This window comes from Marinifaba aquimaris, from assembly GCF_013328345.1.
Taxonomy (GTDB): domain Bacteria; phylum Pseudomonadota; class Gammaproteobacteria; order Enterobacterales; family Alteromonadaceae; genus Marinifaba; species Marinifaba aquimaris.
In genome coordinates, this window is record NZ_JABULX010000026.1 from 35,162 (window position 1) to 57,535 (window position 22,374).

A 22,374-nucleotide genomic window follows, 5' to 3' on the forward strand; every position below is an offset into this window, starting at 1 on the left:
ACTCAATTTAAAATGTGAACATGTCGATTTAACCCAAAAGTACTTAACGGTCGTTGCAGGAAATGCAAAATCAGGTAAAGGACGTCACATACCGCTAAACAATGAAGCCTTAACAACATTGCAAAGCTGGGCCGATGATTTTGGTACGATTGGCTATGTGTTTAAAGGCAAAGAGGATGCGCCTTTAACGGATATTAGTAAAGCATGGCAAAACTTACTGAAAAATACTGAGATCACCGATTTTAGGTTTCATGATTTAAGACACCATTTTGCCAGTAAGTTAGTGATGGCAGGTGCAGACTTAAATACAGTAAGAGAACTGATGGGGCATAGCGATCTGAAAATGACATTACGCTACGCTCACTTAGCCCCAGAGCATAAAGCGATGGCGGTTAGTTTTATTGGGTAAGTTATATACGCTTTAAATATATAAAAACATTGATAATATGTGTTTAAAATTATGATAAATGGATTTTGAATGTCACAGCCAAATCATACCCTTAGATTTTTTTTCTTTATTTCTGTCATTGCTGTCCTGGTTTGCATACTATTTGGAAAGTACTTTGGTGCATTTGTCATGGCTATTTTCCTATTACTGTTCTATTGGATATTATCCCCAGCATGGAAAGATAATAGTTACTATAGTTCTAGGTTGGCAATCTCTTCGTTATTCTTGATATCGGGGGTTGCAACATTCAATAATTTTTCGATTATCTTAATAAATCATTTTCTACAAACTTACACTACTATTCCCAAGCTAGATAAGATAAGCACTCAAAACTTGGTAATAGTGATTTTGGCAATTATTTCCCTTAACTTAATATATAGAAGACAGTCCCAAGAAATAACCAGAAAAACTGAGTTGGACGGGGTTAGTAACGATCAAGTCAATAAAGAGCTACAAAAACTAAAAGAAATTATTAAAAGGGATTTAAATGAAATTAATAATACTTATAACTGGGAAGCTGATTACTACGAGCCATTAAAGGCAAAAGTTACGCTAGAGACAGCTAAAAATAAAACAAGAAAAGTCTATGACCTAATACGAGGTATCAAAAAAAGTAAAAGTAGCAAGGTTACATTGATATTGGGGCCTCCAGGTTCGGGTAAAAGCGTTGCTTTGAGAACAATTACTGAAAATTTACTGGAGCAGTTTGAAAGAGATGAACAATTACCCATATATGTAAACTTAAAAGAATGGACTAGAAGTGAAAGTGAGAAGAAGGGATTACCTACGCCTGAACAGTTTGAGGAATTCCTGATAAGACATGTCTTAGAAGAACGATTTACAGTAACTAAAGCTAGTTTCTTGAAGAACGAAATTGAAGGGAAAACTATATTCTCTAAATTACTTGAGAAGGGGAGGTTCTTTCTGATTTTAGATTCCTTTGATGAAATTCCTGAGCTTCTTGACCTAAGTCCAGGCTCTCAATTATACAAAGAGTTTTCAAATATAATTTTCAAATTTTTAAGCTTAAACAAGGGAATTGTTAGTTCAAGAAGTCATCGAGTTCCTAGTTTTAAAGCTGATATGACTATGCATTTAAGGTCATTTACGGAAAATAACATCAGGAAAATATTTAATAAAGTATACAAAAAAGACGTAGTTAAAGAGCTATTAAATTCAAGACAAGATTTGACTTCAATAGCAAGGAACCCTTTTAACTGTAGTCTTTTGAAGTTTTATGCAAGTAAGCACCCTGATTCTTTACCGAAAAATCGAACCGATCTGTACGAATACTACTTATTTGAAGTTTTGAAAGAAAACCATGAAGTAATGTCACGAGAGGAAGAACATAATGCAATTAATTTAAAGCTATGTGATGTTAATAACGTTGTTAGATTAATTGCCGATGAGATAAATAAAAATGATGAATTAGATGTACCTAGAGGCGATGTTGTGTCTACTTTGGAACAGACTAATGAATATACAGCTGAGCAAATAGAATATGTTTTAGCTCTTTTAGTAAAGGGGAAAATAGCAAGGCAAGGAAAAAGCAAAACAGAAAAATACTCGTTTGTACATAAAAGGTTTAATGAATACTTTTATGCCAACAAATTACTGGTTGAGATTAATAGATGTAAATCCGAAGATATTCTTGAACAGCTACCCTTGTCAGATATTTTAAATGATGGCAGACATAGAGATGCACTTGTTCTATTTTGTGAAATTGCACCTGAAAACATATCAACTGCCATTGCTGAATACTGTTGGGATTCAATTAAAAAATCCGTTATCAGCACTAGCAAAAAACGAGAGTTAGTAACATACAAAAAGATCTTTGATTATCAGTTTATTCACCCACTTAAATTCATCGTTGATGCTTATCAAGGTCAGATTCAATGTATAAGAAATTTTCAAAATGAGCTTGGGTGTTTTGTTTCTGATATTTTAGTAAGAGATTATGACATACATTTCAAAAAAAATGCTTTGGAGGCAACATGCCTCTTAAATGAAGATAAAGTTGGCCAGATAATAGAAAATTCCTTGAGACTGAAAAATGAGTGGTTAGGATCAACAGCGATTAATTCATGCCGGAATTTTAATAAAATTAGTAGCAGTTTAAAAATACAACTAATGAAACACATAGCGTCGATAGACGTTTTTAAATTTATCACTCAAGTAAATGGTTTGGTTCTTATCTTTTCTTTATCAACGCCCTTTAAGTCGATAGAGAAATATTGCTGGCTCCGATGTGTAGATGGAGCTTTACTTGCTTTAGGAAGCCTAATACTTTTGACTATCGATTCTTTTTTGTTTGTGTGCTCTGCACTCATAGGAATTTTATTTGTCTTATTCTTATCTGTAATGGATGCATTGACTTCTTCAAATGATAATGGCAACGAAACTAAAAAAAAACATAAGCCCCATTCTAAAAACACGAGTGCTAAACCGTTAAGAAGAGCACTAAGGAGGTTGTTGTATTATAAGGGAAAATCATTCCAGCAAATTATAAAAGAGGTCAGGTTAGCGAGAATAAACAAGCATGAGGAGCGAGGCTTTTTTAGCAGAGTTTCAATAATATTAGGCGCAACAAGGCTTTTTCATATAGTAGGTTTAGTTTTTGCGTTTGAAAATAGTGCTTTCATATCTGAAAGGATTTATCAGATATACAAAATTCAATACAACGATAATTTTATATTACTATTTCTTTTACTTATTCCTTATTTCAGTATTTATACTTTCGTTAAAACTTTTTCGTCTAAAAGGTTTGTTTTTTTAGCATTATTGGTAAGTTTAATCTTAACTTCGCTATTTTTAGCTAAATCGTTGGGCACTTCTATTCCAAAAGATTGGTTTCCTTTTATCTCCAGTATTTTACTTTTATGGTTAATTTCTGTCTTAATTAAGTGGTTTATTGGTTGTTTTGAACGGTATAAACGGACCTCTATGGATAAAAAGTTTTACGCGGAATCCATCAAAAGTGGGTCCTTTACAAGGGAGAGGATAAGTAAAGACTTCTATGGTTTAAATACGCAATCCTACAGAGATAAATATTTAACTTTTCTAGAGAATAAAAATATTACGCCAGACGGGAATTGGCCTGATGGAAGGCTTCCAAATATTGATAATGATAAAAGTAGTACAAAGTTGGCACAACTAGAAGAAAGATGGTTGGGTATTTCTGATATCTAGGCTCTTAAAATATAACTCTAACTGAGGTTATGGGCTTACAATTTGAATAGCTTTCTATAGCTGATTTTCATCTTCTCCTTATCTGGTAGGGTTTGTAGCGTTGTTTGGTGTTTTGATGTCGATATCAAATTTATGCATAAGTATGCATGGCTTGTTTTAATTTCGGTGCAAACGGTTTAAATGCAAGCGTTTGAGGCTGATTGGTGGCCGTTTTTATGGCTTTCGTGTGGCTGAACCACACCACGATGGCACACCTCACTGGCGCACCTCACTGGCACTTACTGTTTTTGTTGAGCCTGAGTACAAACAAGCCATGCTTGATGTATTTCAGCATTACTGTTTTGAAGAAGATGGTACAGAAAAGGGCGCAGATAAGCACAGATTAAAAGTGGTTGAGATAGACCCAAACAGAGGTGGAGCTACAAGCTATATTGCCAAATACGTCTCTAAAAACATTGATGGCAAAGGGTTAGATAAAGGGGTTTATGGAGAAGATCCTATCATTGCAGCGGAGCGCATTGAAGCATGGGCATCGTGTTTTGGTATTCGTCAGTTTCAACAAATTGGCGGTGCCAGTGTTACCGTATGGCGTGAGCTAAGGCGTTTAAAAGCCTTATGCACAGAAACCTTTGAATCACTCGAAGCGATTCGACAAAGTGCCGATGAGAGCGATTGGCAAAGCTATACAAAGCTTGTGGGCGGTGTATTTGCCAAACGTAAAGAACAACCAATAAGACCGCGCTCTTGGTAAAAAGGGATGTGAAGTTTGATAGCGAGTCAGGTGAGGTTAAACAAAACAGCTTTGGTGATGCTTTTGTAAAACAACTCAAGGGTATTAGCTATCAAGGGACTGAATTAGTCACCCGTTTTCATGAATGGACGATAGAGAGGGCATAAGCCCTCTCTAACTTGGAGTTCTGTAAATAAGTGTACGGGTAGTTATTATCATTTTGATATATAGCTCATTGAATATTTTAGAGGGCTGAAATATCAGGCTTTTTATACGGCCTCATGGCTAGCAATGGCTGTTCAGTACATATAAAGAAGCATCGTAATTAATTGCTAACATAGAGACTGTTATCGAAAGTACAAAACTAGGAACTGAGTAGTACTTACAGTTATTGGTCTTGCCAACTAATTGTTAGACAACTTCTAACATGTTCATTGTATCGTGAATTAATACACTATCTATCAAAGCAGTCTTTGATAAAAATGCGCGTTTAGATTTGCTATCTCCAATACATATTAACTTTGTGTCTTGAGGAAAATATTCACTTTTAATCGCATCAACATTAAAAAGGGGGTTAGATGAAGTTTCGTCCCCCTTGTATTCAGCCACAGAAAAAACGACTTGACCACTGGATTTCGTTTCTTGAGAAAGGAACTTGAATATATTAGTTCGACTATCTGAATCAATATCTTCTTTAAATATAGCATCTAGAAGAAATGGAAAGCTGTGTATTGTTGGTGCTTGCATTACCATTTCGTAGAATGCAAAGTTATAAGCCATAAGTAGTTGATGTAACTCTACCCCTTGGTAAGGGAAAGAATTTATTGAATACAGTTGTTGGTATTTAAGCTCTTTTGGTAGCTTAACACCTAGAATATCAGCCTTACGCTTAAATATAGAAAGGAACTCTTTTTCCTTAAGCTTTCTTACAGTATCAATATCAGCACCATCTCCTAGCTTTTCTATATTAGTATCAATTAGGTCAATACTTTTTTTACATTCCGCCTTCTTGATAGAAATGTTTTTTAGCATCCGTAAGTTAGTGTTGTGATCAAGCCAAGAGTCAAATGTAATATTGTTAGATTTTAAACTTCGCAAAACGCTAAAGTCCTTCTCTATTTTTTTTCTTAAAGATATTAAGATCTTTTCAGTAGAGTTTAACTTTGTAGCGGTACTTTTTATGTTTTCCTTTACCCTAGCTTTTTCTTTTATTGCATCATTAACGTCTTGAGTATACCTGTAAAACTCCTTTAAATCCCCTGGTAATTTTTGATTACATGTGGGACATTGATCTACTTTTGGCCTTTGATTTTTTATATTGGTTATTATTTGAGATAATACTTTTTGCCTACCTTTTAACATACTTGATTTATTACATAATTTAGTATGTTCTGCTTCTTTAGCTGATAATTCTTCGTTTAACCTTTGATAACTTTCCAAGTAATTTTCAGCTTCGCCCTTGAAGCGTTCATCAAGTAATTTTGACACTTTTAGCTCTTCATTTTTGGCCTCGTAAGAGTCAAGTTGATTCAACTCAAAGTTTAATTCTTTTTTTTCTTTTTCAAGGTTATATTTTTTTATTCTTTCATTACCACTCTCAATACCACAGTAGTAATCCAAGTAATCCAATTTGAAATCTTTATAGAATCTATAATCACCAATAGATTCACGTATGTAAACCCACCCCACCGATTGAGATATATAATACGGCAAAATAGCTGCTTCTAATGGCGCACTTACTAATTCAGTTTGTTTTTGTAGGACTAAATCGAAGCCAATTAATTTTGATAAAAGCTCCTTGTATTTAGCATACTCAAAAGAATTGTTACCATTAATTCCATCAAATCTGACAGCTGGTTCATCACCTTTTTGTAGGACTAAGGTGTCATCGGAACGAATAAATATTAGATTAGAACTTCCCTCAGTTCTTTCTATGGTGCAATCAAGTCGAAAAAACACATCATTGTTATTAATATCATTCAAATAATCTTTTGAATCATTTATGCCCATAGCATAGATAATCGACTGAATAAGTGTGCTTTTTCCTGATGTGTTTCGTCCGTGAATAATATTCACTGAGTCACTAAACTCTGTATGAAACCCTTTCTCTTCATTCGGTGAATAAACCAGTAAGCTTTTTATAATTAATTTAGACATATGTCCCTCTTGTCTCTACGTACGCTGCAATTACAGCAAACGCCACCATATAGCTCTCTAATCTGGGCTGATTGTCTTTTTGATAACATTGATATAAATCCACTATACAATCTGCTTCACTGAAGTGCTTTTCATCAATATCTGTTCTAGTTTCAACAAATTTGTAGATCTTACGGTATTCTACTTGCTGAATATCCTTGAAATAGTCAAAACAGTTTTCAAGTAACTCTTGCGCTCTTCTTCGTATTGGAAGTTTTAACTGTAACTGAACTGAAATCTGCTCAGAGTACTTTCTCCAAAAATCGAAAGACTTTTTGCTTTCTGAGAACATGTGGAATGTTTCATTTATTTTATCTTTGGTTACTCTCTTATTTAAATCGGACAAGAGAACTTTATTATCATCATTATATGTTTGCTCAGCATCCTCTAATAATCGCATTAGTGTTGAAATAACAGCCTCATGGTCATTTACCTCCTGACCAAAGTGTTCCCCGGATAAGCCTCTTAGTTGTCTTTGCCAACTTTGATAGCTTTGTGCAAAATCAATATATTGAAAATGAACGTTTTTTAATTGAGTGCTCTCAAGTATTGTCTGACAAATTTTGGGTTCTATATTTTTCTTAATTTTGTCCGTTAAATCAGAGTATTTTTTGCGACGATTTGAAACTTGAACTTTAACCTTGTCTTGTTTAAAACCTGCTTCTTTTTTACTTGTTAACAACACATTCCGATTAGTAAGAAAGTTGAGTGTATGCTCATAATCATCAGATTTTTTGTGAGGGTCGTTGATAAGTTCTTTACCAACCATTGTCATTTTTCCAATTATCTCGCAAAGAGCATCATCTGTTTTCCAGTCATCTCTTGATTTTTTTGCTTGATAAGTATCAATTTTTTTTAAATGCCGATTTTCATCTAAAAATGCGAATAGAAAGTCTTCGTGGTGCTCTAGACAAATAAAGTAATTTTCTATGTTTAATTCTTCATAGTTTTCAAATAATAGAAAAACAACACAACAACGCTGAAATGAATAGCCTGAGCCACCTTCTACACCTGAGTTACTACTTACCATAATGAACTTCCATGACTAATTTTTAATTCGTTATTTATTTTTATTTAGCGCCTGCTGTAAATTTGCTAGAAGCTCTTGCCAAAGTTACATGTTTCTGGTGAGAACTTAATCTTATTACTAGGCGTGTAAACTAAAACTCGATCTCCACCTAAAAAAAGTACACTCTCAGCTTTTATAGCCCAAGTGTCTGTGCACAAATGATTAGAATTGAAATCAGCCCATAAAGCAAAACGTTTGATTAAAGTTTCTTTTTTAAAAGCTAATTTTGCGACACTACCAATAAAAAATGAGGATAATGAAAGTACAAGAAAGCTAGCCCCAAATACTTTTAGTACTTTTTTAAAAGGTATGGGCAAAACCAGAAGCAATGGGAAGATCCCCCCCCAAAGAATGAACACAACTTTCATTGTGTTCCAAATATTGGTTAATATATTTTCTTGATAAATCATGCCAAACGGCGTGAATAAAAAAGCAAGTAAAGTATAAGTAATACCTAAATGAACAGCATCTACGTAAAATATTTCGTTTAGTAAAGATGCAGCCCATTTTTGGGCATAGATTGCGTATGCAAATAAAAACCAAGACAGAATAACTGCGAAATGCCATTTTTTTAAATTAACGATAATTGATTGGCCTGTTTTGGAATATGCAAGCCACAATACGGTTCCCAAAAAAGGTAGTAGCCCTGTATAAAAAATGGTTACTGCTGAGATAATGCCGTTTTTTATAATTAAAGTAAGGGCGATTAAGCTAATCCAAGATAGGATTAAAATCGAATATGGAGATTTTAGTTTTTCTATCAAAGAGCAAATATCCTTATGTGAGCTACTAACGTTGTTCGAACAACAAAGATGATAGAGCTATTTTTATCAAAATAAGGCTCTTTATAAAACCCTTATTTTAAAAGTATAAGTAAGTAAGACAGATTGATGGTTATTTTGTATCAACGAGGAAGAACTTGGAGATTTTTAAGCTACACGATTGCTACAAACTAAATTTTACAACAGGGTTTGTTAGTAGATACTTACGCTAAAAGGCTAGTTTAAAATGGTGGCCCCTCCCAGACTCGAACTGGGGACTTACCGATTATGAGTCGGGCACTCTAACCAACTGAGTTAAGGGGCCATTTTGTGAAAATTTCAGCTGTGGATGCAAGAGCTTGCAGGTAACTGAAAGTGGCAAGGAGTATAAGCTAGCTGTATTTTCTTGTCACCCCCTTTTTATAAGGTTTAACACCGATTGCTGATTAATTAAACAACTCTTTGTTTAGGCAATAAAAAACGCCGAGTTAGTAATTAACTCGGCGTTTTGTATTTCTCGAAAGACGGTTTTGATTATTCGTCTAAGAAGCTCTTAAGTTGCTCAGAGCGAGAAGGGTGACGTAATTTACGCAATGCCTTCGCTTCAATCTGACGGATACGCTCACGCGTTACGTCAAACTGCTTACCTACTTCTTCTAACGTGTGGTCGGTATTCATATCGATACCAAAACGCATACGTAGTACTTTAGATTCACGAGCAGTTAGGCCCGCTAATACTTCGCGTGTCGACGCTTTTAAGCTCTCTGAAGTAGCAGAGTCGATTGGTGAATCGATTGTGCTATCTTCGATAAAGTCACCAAGATGTGAATCTTCATCATCACCAATTGGTGTCTCCATAGAGATTGGCTCTTTAGCAATTTTAAGTACTTTACGGATTTTGTCTTCCGGCATTAACATTTGTTCTGCTAATTCTTCCGGCGTTGGCTCACGACCCATCTCTTGTAACATTTGACGAGAGATACGGTTTAGTTTGTTGATCGTTTCGATCATGTGAACCGGGATACGAATCGTACGTGCTTGGTCAGCGATTGAACGCGTGATCGCCTGACGAATCCACCATGTTGCATAAGTTGAGAACTTATAACCACGACGGTATTCAAACTTATCTACCGCTTTCATCAAGCCGATATTACCTTCTTGGATTAAATCTAAGAATTGTAAACCACGGTTGGTGTATTTCTTGGCAATTGAAATTACAAGACGTAAGTTCGCTTCAACCATTTCTTTCTTGGCACGACGCGCTTTTGCTTCACCGATAGCCATACGACGGTTGATGTCTTTGATATTGTGTAAATCAAGCTGTGTTTCTTCTTCAACACAAGCGATTTTGTAGATAGCGCGCTCGATATCTGGTGCATGTATTTTCAGTTTTGCTGAGTATGGTGCGCCACTGTCTAATGCTGCTTTTAACCAATCCGTTGTTGTTTCATTACCTGCGAATGCACGCATGAATTCAACTTTAGGCATTTTTGCGTATTCAACCGCTTGTTTCATGATGATACGTTCTTGTGTACGAACGCGGTCCATCATAGAACGCATGTTGCTTACTAGGCGGTCAAACTGTTTTGGAACTAAGCGGAACTGTTTAAATAGCTCTGATAATTCTTCAAAACCTTTTAATGTTTCTTGGCTATCACGACCGTTCTTTTCGATACAGTCTGTGATGCGCTGGTAGCATTCACGTAACTCGTTGAATTTTTCACGAGCGAACTCAGGGTCAATACCTGTGTCTTCTTCTTCTTCATCTTCATCTGATTCAGAATCTTCGTCATCTAATTCTTCTTCAGATAACTCAGAACCAACGTGAGTGGCCGTTGGTGATGCATCTTCTAATTCGTTAGGGTCGATAAAACCAGAAACAATATCTGAAATACGGATTTCTTCCGCTTCAAATTTGTCCCATTGACCTAAAAGGTAAGAGATTGATTCAGGGTATTCTGCAACTGAACATTGTACTTCGTTAATGCCTTCTTCAATGCGCTTAGCGATTGCGATTTCGCCTTCACGTGTAAGAAGTTCAACCGTACCCATTTCACGCATATACATACGAACTGGGTCAGTTGTGCGGCCAATTTCGTTTTCTACTGATGCAAGTGCTTGTGCTGCCGCTTCGGCTGCGTCTTCATCGGTTGATGAAGTTTCTTCTGCCATCAAAAGTTGATCGGCATCAGGTGCTGTTTCAAATACCTGAATACCCATATCATTGATCATACTAATGATGTCTTCAATTTGATCTGAGTCGACGATTTCTTGTGGTAGATGGTCGTTAACTTCAGCGTAAGTCAAGTAACCTTGCTCTTTGCCCTTGGCGACAAGTAGCTTAAGTTGAGACTGGCGATTTTGCTCCATACAGACTTCCACTAACCTTTTAATTTGTGAATGCGATAAAATGCAGATAAATAAACGTAGGAGTATACCAGACATTGTCAAGCTCTGGTATAGAATTATTACATTTACGGTGAAAGCGACGAAAAGGTTTACATCTTTAACAAAGTTTCGAGCTCTTGCTTTTCACTTTGTTCGATAAGCCCCATTCTGGCTTTTGTCATCAACACTTCTTTGCGTTGTTTGACAAATAAAAGCAGTAAATTCTCCATAATATCGAGAAAAACTTTCTGGCGGTTTTCTTCGGTAACGTGATGATCCCAAGCAAGGATTTTCGCTAACATACTGTGCTCGGGGCGCTCTCGCCAGTTTTCTAAGATTTGACCCGCATTGTGGTTTGGGTTGTGCCTGCAAAAGATCAGCAAATCGACCAGTAATCGAATACCGGCAATGTCAATTGCACCGAGTAACTGCAGTTGCTCTTCTGAGATATGAGAAAAGGTTGTAGCCAATTGTGGCGATTCTAATAACAGCGCAACAGCCGTTCTTACCGGCGTCGCTTTACTGCTATTTTTAGCATTCAAGCTAGCTTGTTTTTGTTTGGCTTCTTTTATGTTGTTTTGAGTCTGTTTAGCAGGCGCTGACTTACCTAATGTTTGTGCTAATTTTCCAGCAAGTAGTAATTTAAATTCACCTTCAGGTAATTTAGCTAACATAGGGTTTAGCAATTCACTGAGCTTAGCCTTACCCTGCAAGCTAGTGATATCTGCTTGCTCAGCCAGCTGTTTAAATAAGAAGTCTTCAATTGGCTCTGCTTTGTCAATTAAGGCTTCAAACTCCACTTTACCAATTTGTTTGACCAGTGAATCTGGATCTTCACCATCGGGTAAAAACATAAAGCGCATTTTTACTTTATCAGTCAGGTAGGGGAGGGCATTTTCCAGTGCTCGCCAGGCTGCACTTCGACCTGCGTTATCCCCATCGTAACAACAGATAATTTCGTCTGTGTACCTGAACATTTGTTGAATCTGTTCTGGTGTAGTTGCTGTACCCAGTGAAGCGACTGCATAGTTGATATCGGCTTGAGCCAGTGCGACTACATCCATATACCCTTCCACCACTAATAGTTGGTCTAATCGACGGTTAGCCAATCGAGCTTGGTGTAAACCATAAAGCTCTTTACCTTTGTGGAAGATACGCGTTTCAGGAGAGTTTAAGTATTTAGGTGTATCGTCACCAAATACCCGGCCACCAAAACCTATGCATTTACCGCGTCTATCTAAAATAGGGAACATCAGGCGATCGCGAAAACGATCGTACAGGCGCTTGTTGTCGTTTTCGATCAACATGCCTAAGTCACGCAGTTGGGTTGCTGCTTGTTGTGTACGGCCAAGGTGTTTCAGTAACCCGTCCCACTCAGCAGGAGCGTAACCTATTTGAAAACGCTGAACGATTTCAGCAGATAAGCCGCGTTTTTGAATATAGGCCTGTACTTTTTCTGATTCTGCGTGCGCTGTTTTTTGTTGGCTGAAAAAATCTGCCGCCATTTGCATAATTTCATAGTCAGCTTTGATCTGTGAAACTTGCTGTGCACTTTGCTGTTTGCCACCTTCTTCTCTTGGTACCTCGATACCTTGGCTACCAGCTAGCTCTTCAACGGCATCAACAAACTCGAGTCTGTCATATTCCATTAAGAATGAAATCGCATTGCCATGCGCGCCACAGCCAAAGCAGTGATAGAACTGTTTGTCGGGTGCAACGGTAAAAGAAGGGGTTTTTTCGTTATGGAATGGGCAACAGGCTTGATAATTTCGACCTGCTTTTTTGAGTTTCACCCGCGAGTCAATAAGCTCAACAATGTCTGTTCGAGCGATAAGATCATCTATAAAAGCACGTGGGATTCTGCCTGCCATAACCTCTGGACTTTGCTTGGGAAAATTTTTCTGGGGTATAAATATAACAAAACCGCACTAAAAAGCGCGGTTTTGTTTTCGCAAATTTGCGTGGGATTAAGCGGTCAATGCAGCTTTAACTTGCTGGCTTACCACGCCCATATCGGCACGGCCTTGAACTTGCGGTTTTAATACCGCCATCACTTTACCCATATCTTGCATACCTGCTGCACCAGATTGCGCTACGGCATCTTTTACAAGGTTTGCAAGTTCAGCTTCATCCAGCTGTGCTGGTAAGAAGCTCTCGATTACTGCAATTTCGTCAGCTTCAACTTGAGCTAATTCTTCACGACCCGCATCTGTATATTGATTAAAAGAATCTTTACGCTGTTTAACCATTTTGGTTAATACCGAGATGATTTCATCATCATTTAGCGTTTTCTTTTCGTCGATTTCGATTTGCTTGATCGCAGCTAATGCCATGCGAATAGTACCAAGGCGTACTTTTTCTTTCGCACGCATTGCATCTTTCTGCGCGTCTTTTAACTGATCTAATAAGCTCATAGTTAAACTAACTTAAAAGGCTTAGTATAAACGAGTACGACGTGCGTTTTCGCGAGCTACTTTCTTAGCTGCACGCTTAACCGCTGCTGCTTTCTTACGCTTGCGCTCTGAAGTTGGCTTTTCATAGTGCTCACGACGACGCACTTCTGAAAGGATACCTGCTTTTTCGCAAGAACGCTTGAAACGACGTAATGCTACGTCAAACGGTTCGTTGTCTCTTACCTTGATAATTGGCATTTAAATCTCACCTCGGGTTTGTATTTAATACTAATCTGCTTACTATTTAGCCAAGCAGAGTAAAAATGGTGCGGTATTCTAATCCCAACCTACCTCGGTTGTAAAGCTTGATGATCTTAAAACTGGTTAAAAAAGCCGAACAGAGATAAAATGCGCGGAAAATTAAGCCTTAGGCGTTCACCATTAGTATTTATAAAGGCAAAAACTATGCGAATTTTAGGTATCGAGACTTCATGTGATGAGACAGGTATTGCTATATATGATGAAGACAAAGGCATTTTGTCGCATCAACTTTACAGCCAGGTCAAAGTCCATGCTGATTACGGTGGCGTCGTACCTGAATTAGCCTCGCGCGATCACGTCCGCAAAACGTTGCCTTTAATTGATAAAGCACTAAAAGAAGCCGGTTGTACAGCTGACGATATTGATGCCATTGCTTATACCGCAGGCCCCGGACTTGTGGGTGCTTTATTAGTGGGCTCTACTGTGGCGCGCGGTTTAGCGTTTGCTTGGAATAAACCTGTTGTACCTGTTCATCACATGGAAGGGCATTTATTGGCGCCTATGTTAGAAGATGAAGTGCCTGAATTTCCTTTTATTGCTTTATTGGTATCCGGTGGTCATTCATTGCTGGTAGAAGTGCAAAACATTGGCGAGTACACAGTATTAGGTGAAAGTATTGATGATGCGGTTGGTGAGGCATTTGATAAGACGGCCAAACTAATGGGCTTGGATTATCCAGGTGGTCCACGCTTAGCTAAATTAGCCGAATCAGGTCGTACCGGTATTTATAAGTTCCCGCGTCCAATGACAGACAGACCAGGTTTAGACTTTAGTTTTTCAGGCTTAAAAACCTTTGCGGCTAATACATTACGCGCGGAAATTGATGAAGCCAACGATGAAAACAATGAGCAGGTTAAAGCCGATATCGCTTACGCTTTCCAAGAGGCGGCTGTTGATACCTTAGTGATCAAGTGTAAACGCGCCCTGAAACAAACGGGTTTAAAGCGTTTAGTTATTGCCGGTGGTGTAAGTGCCAATACGGAACTCAGAGCTAAGTTGAAAGAATTAATGACAAGCTTAAGAGGCCAAGTGTATTACCCAAGGTTAGAATATTGTACTGATAACGGGGCTATGATCGCTTATGCCGGCTTACAGCGATTTAAAGCCGGTCATATTGATGATGCTGCGCAAGTTCATCCGCGTTGGCCATTGGAAGAATTAGCATCTGTCGTTAAATAACTAGAGCAGCCAAAAGCGGGTAGGGACATATGATGAAAAAGCTACGACAACTTTTCATTGCTATTAGTTTAATGAGCCTGACTTTCCCGCTTTTTGCTTATCAAACATACCTTCATGAATTTGTCGGTCAAACAACCAAAATTAGACATCCGGTAGCGGTTGTTGTGCCAGACGCTTATCTTCAAGCGCAGCAACAAAAACAAGCTAAAGCTTTTAAGGTCGTTTATTTATTACATGGTTATGGTGGTGACTACCGCAATTGGTTTAAAGCGACCGATGTAGAGAAATACGCTGACTTATATCAGTTTATTTTGGTTGCGCCTGATGGTAATCGCAACTCTTGGTATATCAACTCTAAACTCAATCCTGCCTCGCAATATCAAAGCTATATTGCAAAAGATCTCGTCACTTTTATTGATGATACTTATTCGACTCAAAGAAATGATCGAGGTCGAGCAATTACCGGACTGTCGATGGGCGGTTTTGGTGCTTTACACATTGCGATTAATAATCAAATGGTATTTGGTGCGGCAGGGTCGACATCGGGGGGCGTCGATTTTACGCCCTTTCCTAATAATTGGGATATTAACAAACACCTAGGTCGTTATTCGTCTAACCAAGCGTCTTGGCACGCGATGAGTATTAAAAACAATTTAGATAAACTGCAAGGTCGAAGTCTAAGAGTGATAATAGATGTAGGTGTGAGTGACTTCTTCTTGCAAGTTAATCGTCAACTTCATCAAGCAATGTTACAAGCTAATTTGAACCATACTTATATAGAAATGCCGGGCAAACACAATTTTGCGTATTGGCAAAAATCGATTGGTTATCAAATGAAGTTTTTTGCTGAAGAATTAAAAGACTAACTTTATTCTGAAGGTTGCTCGGCTTTTTGACTGGCCTTTAATCTCTTATCTTTATCTGCCATGGTTGGCTCTGTGCCATTGAGTAACCTTTTAATATTCGGCATATGACGCACAATGATCAGCAAAGAAAGCAGTAAGACTGGCGTGGTATATAAAGGTTTATAAAAATAAACATATAAAGGTGCACATGCGGCCGTCACTATTGATGCAAGTGAAGAGTAGCGCGATTTCCAAATAACCAATAACCAGGTTAAGGCTAATACGGCTGCAAACTTAAGACCAAGCGGCAGCATTGCCCCAAAGGCAGTAGCGACGCCTTTACCCCCTTTAAACCCATAAAACACCGGCCAGATATGCCCCAAGCATGCGGTAATGGCGATAATGGCCAGTTCGATAGGTGCTAAGCCCAAGAAGTAACTACCATAGACGGGAATAAGCGCTTTAAAGCTGTCTAAAACAAAAGTGAACGCGGCAGCGCGAAACCCGGCAATACGGTACATATTGGTTGCACCAGGGTTACAAGAGCCTGTTGTCAGCGGGTTGGGTGTTTTGAAAATGACACAAGCAAGACGTGCTCCGGATACAGAGCCAACTAAATAAGCGGCGATGAGCATGAGCCAGAACATTAAAGTCATGTTCGTGTTGCTTGTCCTTGATTTTAAATAGGGTAAACTTGTCGCCGATTTTGTCGCTTATTGATCTAGACAAAATCTCGACCTGCTCTTGAGCATAACAGACTAATAAAGGCAAACAAAGACCTAGTATGGCGATTGTATTTATAAATGAGCTGACAGTGAATGCGTGCATTGGCGTATTTGACTGGGAAAAACGTATTCGACAACGCTTAGTTTTTGATATCGAAATGAGTTGGCCTAATCAAGCCGTTGCTGCAACAGATGATATTAATAAAGCGCTCGATTACAGTGAAGTGGCTGAATTGGTCACTGTCTTTGCTGAATCAAGACAATTTGAATTGATTGAAACCTTAGCTGAACAAGCAGCAGAGCTGATCATGACACAATGTGGTGTGAAGTGGTTAAGGTTAGAAATTGCAAAGCCGGGTGCAATTAAAAATGCGGCCAAAGTGGGTATTCGAATCGAACGTGGCAGCTTAAATGGCTAGAATTTACATTAGCGTCGGAACCAGTGTTAATAAAACGCATCACCTCAAGCAGTGTTATTTGGCACTGAATGCTGTGTTTTCTAATCTGGTTTTTTCGCGTGTATTTGAAAGTGAGTCGGTCGGTTATCAAGGTGATATTTTCTATAACTTAGTGGTGGGTGCTGATACTGACTTGGCAATTGCCGATGTAGTGAAAACGCTCAAGGCAATTGAAGATGACAATGGTCGCATTCGCGACGGTAACAAGTTTTGTGGCCGCACACTCGATTTAGATTTACTGACTTTTGATGATGTCATTTGCGAAAGCCCTGTGGAGTTACCAAGAGACGAAATCACTAAAAATGCCTTTGTTTTGTGGCCGCTTTCAGAAGTTGCAGGTGATGAAATACACCCCGTTGAACAACAAAGCTACCGAGCCTTATGGCAAGCTTACGATAAGCAAAAGCAAGTACTTGCCCCGATTGCTTTTACTTGGCCAGCAGCAGCGGCCCCTTTGATGGAATAAAAATAATAAATTAGGACGTTTTTATGAGTTTTATAGAAATTTTAGTCTTGGCGATTATTCAGGGCATAACTGAATTTTTACCTATTTCGAGCTCTGCTCATTTAATACTCCCTTCACAAATTTTAGGCTGGGAAGATCAAGGCACTGCATTTGATGTGGCGGTTCACTTTGGTTCTTTATTAGCGGTTGTTATTTATTTTCGCCAACAAATATCTGAGATCTTCTTTGCTTGGTGTCAGTCACTTAAAACTAAGGTACAAACTCCAAATAGCCGTTTAGGTTGGTCTATTATTGTTGGTACTATCCCGGGGCTCGCCTTTGGCTTGGCGATGTCAGGTTTTATTGAAACCTATGCCCGCTCGCCTTGGATTATTGCCACGACGACAATCGTTTTTGGTTTGTTACTTTGGTATGCCGATGCTAAAGCAAAGCAAGTGGCAACGCTCGATACTCTCAACTTTAAAACAGCAATGATTATTGGCTTGGCTCAAGCCGTCGCGGTGATACCGGGTACATCTCGTTCAGGGATAACCATGACCGCTGGCTTATTATTAGGTTTAACAAGAGATGCGGCAGCACGTTTTTCATTCTTGTTGTCTATTCCTATTATCTTAGCGGCGACTTTGTATTATACGATGAAGCTCGTTACCGATGGTGATGCAAACCCTGTGCAGTGGGAAGTATTATGGCTTGGTATCGTGTTATCGTTTATCAGTGCTTATGCCTGTATTCACTTTTTCTTAAAGCTTATTAACAGTATCGGTATGCTACCGTTTGTTATCTACCGCCTTGCTCTAGGTGTTGGCTTAGTTGCCTTTATGCTTTGGGCATAATAAAAATTGCTTTGAAAAAGCCGCGATTGACAATCAATTGCGGCTTTTTGCTTTAAACATTTTCTATGATGCTTTTTATCGCATTAACCCTTTGTTCATCGACTGCTTCTTTAATAGCTGGGCCTTTAACACCTGATGCGACAATTGCTTTGATATCAACTTGGTTTGCCGCTTGGTAACAGGCTCTAAGAAAATCGGTTTGTGGGTAATCCCTATCTTCAAAACCGGTACGACCTCTAAAATCAGCTTCACAGCACAATAAAAACTGCTCAAACCTTTGGCTTTTACGCCAAACATCTAAGCGATTAAACATGCGTAAAATCGTATCCGCTCTTAATTCAAAAGCTTTGTGGCTGTGCAAATGGAACTCACTAACAAGACTGGCCAGTGCTTTACAGTCGTTGGGCACTCTGATTCTTTTGGTCATTTTATCTATCACCCAGACCCCAGTTTTTTCATGACCGTGATGGGCTGGCCATTTTTCTTCTGGTGTTCTGCCTTTACCTAAATCATGGCAAAGTGCGGCAAAACGGGTGGCGAGCTCATCACTTAACAAGCTGGCTTGTTTCAGTACCAGCATAGTATGAATACCCGTATCGATTTCAGGATGCCATTGTTCTGGGTTTGGTATCCCCCAAAGTTTATCGACTTCAGGCATGATGACTTTTAACGCGCCACATTCGTGTAGTACTTCAAAGTAAACTTGGGGTTCTTGCTCCATTAGTGCTCGGGCGGTTTCTTGCCAAACTCGCTCTGTAGTTAAATGATCTAGCTCACCTGATTGACTTAATTTTCGCATTAAGTCCATGGTTTCTGTGGCTATGGTAAAACCTAAATTGGCAAAGCGAGCGGCAAATCGAGCAACGCGCAGCACGCGGAGTGGGTCTTCGATAAAGGCATCTGATACATGGCGTAAAACGCGATTAGTAATATCTTGTTGGCCTTGGTAGGGGTCGTGTAAATTGCCATCTTCGTCTTTTGCAATCGCATTGATTGTTAAGTCGCGGCGCATCAGGTCCTGCTCTAACGTAACATCCGGCTCGGCATAACAACTAAAACCGGTATAACCCGCACCTTGTTTTTTTTCCGTGCGGGCTAGCGCGTATTCCTCTTTACTTTTGGGGTGGAGGAAAACAGGGAAATCTTTGCCAACTTGTTGGTAATCGAGTTCGAGCATTTGCTCTGGCGTGCTGCCAACCACTAACCAATCTCTATCTTTGATTGTTAAATTTAATAACTGGTCGCGAACTGCGCCACCAACAAGATAGATCTTCATTCGGTTGCCTCTTGGATTTTCTCAACAATACGTTTTACACTAGCGACCAACAATTAAAAGCGTATAGCTGTATTAATTATGGCTTTGGATGCGCAATTTTACACAAATTCACTATGTATAACGGTTTTTTTGGCTTAAAAGAGACGCCTTTTTCAATTGCACCTAACCCAGACTATCTATTTATGAGCGAACGCCATAAAGAGGCGTTGGCGCATTTAATGTTTGGTTTAAGAGAAACGGGTGGCTTTGTTTTACTGACGGGCGAAGTAGGAACGGGTAAAACGACAACGTCGCGTTGCTTAATCGAGCAAGTGCCTGAAGATACCAAGGTGGCTTTTATTTTAAATCCAACCTTAAGTGAACATGAATTACTGGCTACTATTTGTGATGAGTTTAATATTGCCAATGACAAATCCAACACACTGAAAGAATTAACCGACAAGATTCGGGATTTCTTATTAATCAATCATCAAGCCGAACAAAACGCTTTATTAATTATTGATGAAGCGCAGCATTTAAAGCCAGAAGTATTAGAGCAATTAAGGTTACTCACTAACTTGGAAACCAATACCAAGAAGCTACTGCAAGTTATTTTAATTGGTCAGCCTGAATTACAAGAGTTATTAAAAAGAAAGAGCTTACGTCAATTAGCACAGCGTATTACTGCCAGATACCACTTATTACCACTGACTCAACTTGAAGTGGCCGCATATGTTCATCACAGGTTAAATGTAGCTGGGCGCTCGTTACCGCTTTTTACCAAAAGCGCAATTAAACAGTTGCACCAACTTAGTGGTGGTGTACCAAGAATTATCAATTTGTTGTGTGACCGTGCTTTGATGGGGGCATACAGTCAGCAAAAGCAAAGTATTGATCACAAAATTATTAAACAGGCTGCAAAAGAAGCGCTAGCAGTAGATGTCGATGAAGGCTTTGATTTCAATAAATTTAAAACACCAGCAAAATACCTAACCGCTGTGGCATTGGTTTTAGCATTGGGCATAGGTGTCGGTGCGCAACTGTTTTCTGATAATGCTGATTCAGTACCTGCTATCACTGATAAATCAATGACTGATTCGGTTGTCGATAAAGAGGCAACGGCTGCAGATAAACCCGTTCATTTAGTTCAACCTGAGCTAATGACTGCAAGTGTTAACTTAGAAAAAGGGTTTAAAGATTTACTCAGTTTATGGCAAGTTGATACGGACGCGCTTGCTGCTGACCCTTGTTTGCAAATGGCTGACTGGCGTTTAAGTTGTTATTGGCTCAATACTGATTTATCTGAACTGGTTAGGTTAAATTATCCCGCTCTACTTTATTTACAAGGTGAACAAGGGCCTTTTTACGCCGTATTAGCCGCTAAAGGTGGGCACCAGTATAATTTGATCCTCAACGGGCAATCGGTGCAGGTTGATGATCTATGGTTAGCTGATTATTGGCAGGGCGGAGCCGTGATTTTGTGGCAGCCTAGCCTGGGGTTTGCAGGTGAAATTGATAATGATAGCTCGGCAGAGCAGTTTCAGTGGTTAGAAGACAATTTAGCTGTTGCCCTCAATTATATGCCAAGGCCTGTCGCGCAGTTTGATCGCCAATTACAGATGAACCTTAATCGCTTTCAGTTATTATCAGGTTTGGCGGTGTCGCCATATGCTGATATGTTGACCTTAATTGCCTTACATCAAAAGGTACTTAGTAGTGGTCCTAAAATAGTAGAATAGTATGTCTTATTTACTCGATGCATTAAAAAAATCCGAACAGAACAAGGAGCAATCCCTGCCAGAGCCATTACAGCAAAGTAATATGGTTTATTACCCTGAAGAGGAAAAATCAGGGTTTGATTGGTTTAAGGTTTTTGCGTTGGTGACTATTTTAGTTTTATCTGTTGCTCTTGCTTTTATAATCGGCAAGCAACAAGGTCAAAATCAGGAGTCTAAATTAGCTACTCACTCCCAACCGGTAGTGGTGAGCGATGTAAAACAGGCAGCAAAAACGGTTTTACCATCGCAGGTTATCTCTCAATCAGAACCTGTTACTAATATTGCTGCTAAAGGTGGCAATACTGATACTCAAATCGTTACTCGCCATACTGGCTTTTCTGACCCCGAAAAAGCGAACTCTGCCTTACTGAATAAAAAGAAAACGGCTGCATCACCTGATGTGACCCAAGCTGACATTGAGGGTAAGGTTTTAACCCGACAAAATACTACCGAGAGTTTGGCTAGCGAAGAAGCGGTACCTAGTGAGTTACAACTTAGGTTTGAGCGCGCTTTAGCCGATACCATGGCCATGAGCGATGAAGAGATCGCTGAGTCACAGCGCAATAGCCATATTAAAAGTTTATCTAACATGCCTAAAGATGTACAAGAAGCTGTGCCTAGCTTGTCATTCCAAACACATATTTATTCATCTAAGCCTGAAGATCGTTGGTTGAAAGTGAATAATAGAATTGTAGAGGAAGGTCAAATCATCGCAGGTGATGTGGTGCTTGAAGAGATTCAGCCGCAAATGGTTATTATGTCTTACCAAGAACAGTGGTTCTCTTTACCTGCTTTGACGGATTGGTAATCACAAATTGCAGATATAAAAAAAGCCGCTAATAAGCGGCTTTTTTATTTAAGTTGACCCGTCCTGAATAAGGTTGACACTTTTCCAACTTCAATTTGGAGAAGATAATGAAACCAATAACTAAGCGTACACAAAAAGATGATTCACTTGCCTTTAAATTATCCGTCGTTGATAAAGTAGAAAAAGGCGAATGTACTTACAAATAAGCGCAAAGCCACTATGGAATACAAGGTGCTTCAACCGTTTTAACTTGGCTTCGCCGGTATGGTCAACTAGATTGGAGTAAAGGTACACCCAATCATATGAATGAGCTTCCCCTTATGTCTAAACCCAATGACTTAACACCTGAGCAAAAAATCAAAGCCCTCGAAAAAGAGTTAGAAGATACCAAGATAAAAGCACAATTCTTTGAAACGATAGTCGATGTACTTGATAAAGATTTCGGGGTACGTATCACAAAAAAGCAACGCAACGCGTTATTGAAGAAAAAAACATAACCAAGCTATCTGTCAGTAGAGCTTGTCGTTATCTC

20 protein-coding genes, 1 tRNA gene and 1 pseudogene are annotated in these 22,374 nt (G+C 38.9%); 12 read left to right on the forward strand and 10 right to left on the reverse strand.

What is annotated here, in order from left to right; all coding sequences use genetic code 11:
- Window positions 1-10: 10 nt before the first annotated feature.
- The 4 genes and pseudogenes from HR060_RS14915 to HR060_RS14930 form a co-directional block, all read left to right on the forward strand.
- Window positions 11-409 (forward strand): annotated as a pseudogene (locus HR060_RS14915) (tyrosine-type recombinase/integrase); the annotation flags it as partial.
- Between the two features lie 69 nt (window positions 410-478).
- Entirely contained in the window at window positions 479-3,637 is a 3,159-nt protein-coding gene (locus HR060_RS14920) for an NACHT domain-containing protein (protein WP_174201092.1), read from the forward strand.
- A 190-nt stretch (window positions 3,638-3,827) separates the two neighbouring features.
- Window positions 3,828-4,388 carry a replication endonuclease gene (locus HR060_RS14925; protein ID WP_174201093.1) on the forward strand — a complete coding sequence of 187 codons (561 nt, stop codon included), beginning with the start codon at window positions 3,828-3,830 and terminating at the stop codon, window positions 4,386-4,388.
- An 8-nt stretch (window positions 4,389-4,396) separates the two neighbouring features.
- Complete coding sequence (locus HR060_RS14930) at window positions 4,397-4,534, forward strand: hypothetical protein (RefSeq protein ID WP_174201094.1); 138 nt, start codon at window positions 4,397-4,399, stop codon at window positions 4,532-4,534.
- 244 nt (window positions 4,535-4,778) lie between these two features.
- On the opposite strand, the gene HR060_RS14935 is transcribed toward HR060_RS14930, so the two are convergent.
- The 8 genes from HR060_RS14935 to rpsU form a co-directional block, all read right to left on the reverse strand.
- Window positions 4,779-6,524 (reverse strand): AAA family ATPase, encoded by a 1,746-nt coding sequence (locus HR060_RS14935; protein ID WP_174201095.1) that lies wholly within the window; start codon window positions 6,522-6,524, stop codon window positions 4,779-4,781.
- Entirely contained in the window at window positions 6,517-7,593 is a 1,077-nt protein-coding gene (locus HR060_RS14940) for a hypothetical protein (protein WP_174201096.1), read from the reverse strand. Before HR060_RS14940 ends, HR060_RS14935 begins: the two co-directional genes overlap by 8 nt.
- Before the next feature lie 65 nt (window positions 7,594-7,658).
- Window positions 7,659-8,396, reverse strand: coding sequence for a hypothetical protein (locus tag HR060_RS14945; RefSeq protein ID WP_174201097.1), 738 nt, complete (start codon window positions 8,394-8,396; stop codon window positions 7,659-7,661).
- 245 nt (window positions 8,397-8,641) lie between these two features.
- A tRNA-Ile gene (locus HR060_RS14950) sits at window positions 8,642-8,718 on the reverse strand.
- Window positions 8,719-8,927: 209 nt separating this feature from the next.
- Entirely contained in the window at window positions 8,928-10,763 is a 1,836-nt protein-coding gene (gene rpoD, locus HR060_RS14955) for an RNA polymerase sigma factor RpoD (protein WP_174201112.1), read from the reverse strand.
- 128 nt (window positions 10,764-10,891) lie between these two features.
- Entirely contained in the window at window positions 10,892-12,652 is a 1,761-nt protein-coding gene (dnaG, locus tag HR060_RS14960) for a DNA primase (RefSeq protein ID WP_174201098.1), read from the reverse strand.
- Between the two features lie 96 nt (window positions 12,653-12,748).
- Complete coding sequence (locus tag HR060_RS14965) at window positions 12,749-13,195, reverse strand: GatB/YqeY domain-containing protein (protein WP_174201099.1); 447 nt, start codon at window positions 13,193-13,195, stop codon at window positions 12,749-12,751.
- A 21-nt stretch (window positions 13,196-13,216) separates the two neighbouring features.
- Window positions 13,217-13,432 carry a 30S ribosomal protein S21 gene (gene rpsU, locus HR060_RS14970; RefSeq protein ID WP_174201100.1) on the reverse strand — a complete coding sequence of 72 codons (216 nt, stop codon included), beginning with the start codon at window positions 13,430-13,432 and terminating at the stop codon, window positions 13,217-13,219.
- Between the two features lie 207 nt (window positions 13,433-13,639).
- Between rpsU and tsaD the strand changes: the two genes are divergently transcribed.
- Together tsaD and HR060_RS14980 are read left to right on the forward strand one after the other, a co-directional pair.
- Window positions 13,640-14,674 carry a tRNA (adenosine(37)-N6)-threonylcarbamoyltransferase complex transferase subunit TsaD gene (tsaD, locus tag HR060_RS14975; protein ID WP_174201101.1) on the forward strand — a complete coding sequence of 345 codons (1,035 nt, stop codon included), beginning with the start codon at window positions 13,640-13,642 and terminating at the stop codon, window positions 14,672-14,674.
- Between the two features lie 29 nt (window positions 14,675-14,703).
- Window positions 14,704-15,540 (forward strand): alpha/beta hydrolase, encoded by an 837-nt coding sequence (locus HR060_RS14980; protein ID WP_174201102.1) that lies wholly within the window; start codon window positions 14,704-14,706, stop codon window positions 15,538-15,540.
- Between the two features lie 2 nt (window positions 15,541-15,542).
- On the opposite strand, the gene plsY is transcribed toward HR060_RS14980, so the two are convergent.
- The gene (gene plsY / locus HR060_RS14985; protein ID WP_174201103.1) at window positions 15,543-16,175 is read right to left on the reverse strand and encodes a glycerol-3-phosphate 1-O-acyltransferase PlsY; all 633 of its coding nucleotides are present in this window, start codon (window positions 16,173-16,175) and stop codon (window positions 15,543-15,545) included.
- Window positions 16,176-16,303: 128 nt separating this feature from the next.
- On the opposite strand from plsY, the gene folB reads away from it, so the two are divergent.
- Genes folB through HR060_RS15000 form a run of 3 tightly spaced genes read left to right on the forward strand, consistent with a single transcriptional unit; the run spans window position 16,304 to window position 18,001 of the window.
- Window positions 16,304-16,663 carry a dihydroneopterin aldolase gene (folB, locus tag HR060_RS14990; protein ID WP_174201104.1) on the forward strand — a complete coding sequence of 120 codons (360 nt, stop codon included), beginning with the start codon at window positions 16,304-16,306 and terminating at the stop codon, window positions 16,661-16,663.
- Complete coding sequence (gene folK, locus HR060_RS14995) at window positions 16,656-17,168, forward strand: 2-amino-4-hydroxy-6-hydroxymethyldihydropteridine diphosphokinase (protein WP_174201105.1); 513 nt, start codon at window positions 16,656-16,658, stop codon at window positions 17,166-17,168. Before folB ends, folK begins: the two co-directional genes overlap by 8 nt.
- Window positions 17,169-17,191: 23 nt before the next feature.
- Window positions 17,192-18,001: an undecaprenyl-diphosphate phosphatase gene (locus HR060_RS15000; protein ID WP_174201106.1), complete on the forward strand. Its 810-nt coding sequence runs from the start codon at window positions 17,192-17,194 to the stop codon at window positions 17,999-18,001.
- Between the two features lie 52 nt (window positions 18,002-18,053).
- Here HR060_RS15000 and HR060_RS15005 read toward each other — a convergent pair whose 3' ends face one another.
- Complete coding sequence (locus tag HR060_RS15005; RefSeq protein ID WP_174201107.1) at window positions 18,054-19,277, reverse strand: multifunctional CCA addition/repair protein; 1,224 nt, start codon at window positions 19,275-19,277, stop codon at window positions 18,054-18,056.
- Window positions 19,278-19,390: 113 nt separating this feature from the next.
- Here HR060_RS15005 and HR060_RS15010 point away from each other — a divergent pair, with 113 nt between their 5' ends.
- The 3 genes from HR060_RS15010 to HR060_RS19885 all read left to right on the forward strand — a co-directional run bounded on the left by HR060_RS15010 (window position 19,391) and on the right by HR060_RS19885 (window position 22,339).
- Window positions 19,391-20,995: an ExeA family protein gene (locus tag HR060_RS15010; RefSeq protein ID WP_174201108.1), complete on the forward strand. Its 1,605-nt coding sequence runs from the start codon at window positions 19,391-19,393 to the stop codon at window positions 20,993-20,995.
- Between the two features lies 1 nt (window position 20,996).
- Complete coding sequence (locus HR060_RS15015) at window positions 20,997-21,842, forward strand: general secretion pathway protein GspB (protein WP_174201109.1); 846 nt, start codon at window positions 20,997-20,999, stop codon at window positions 21,840-21,842.
- Between the two features lie 302 nt (window positions 21,843-22,144).
- Window positions 22,145-22,339 carry a hypothetical protein gene (locus tag HR060_RS19885; RefSeq protein ID WP_174201110.1) on the forward strand — a complete coding sequence of 65 codons (195 nt, stop codon included), beginning with the start codon at window positions 22,145-22,147 and terminating at the stop codon, window positions 22,337-22,339.
- Window positions 22,340-22,374 lie beyond the last annotated feature (35 nt).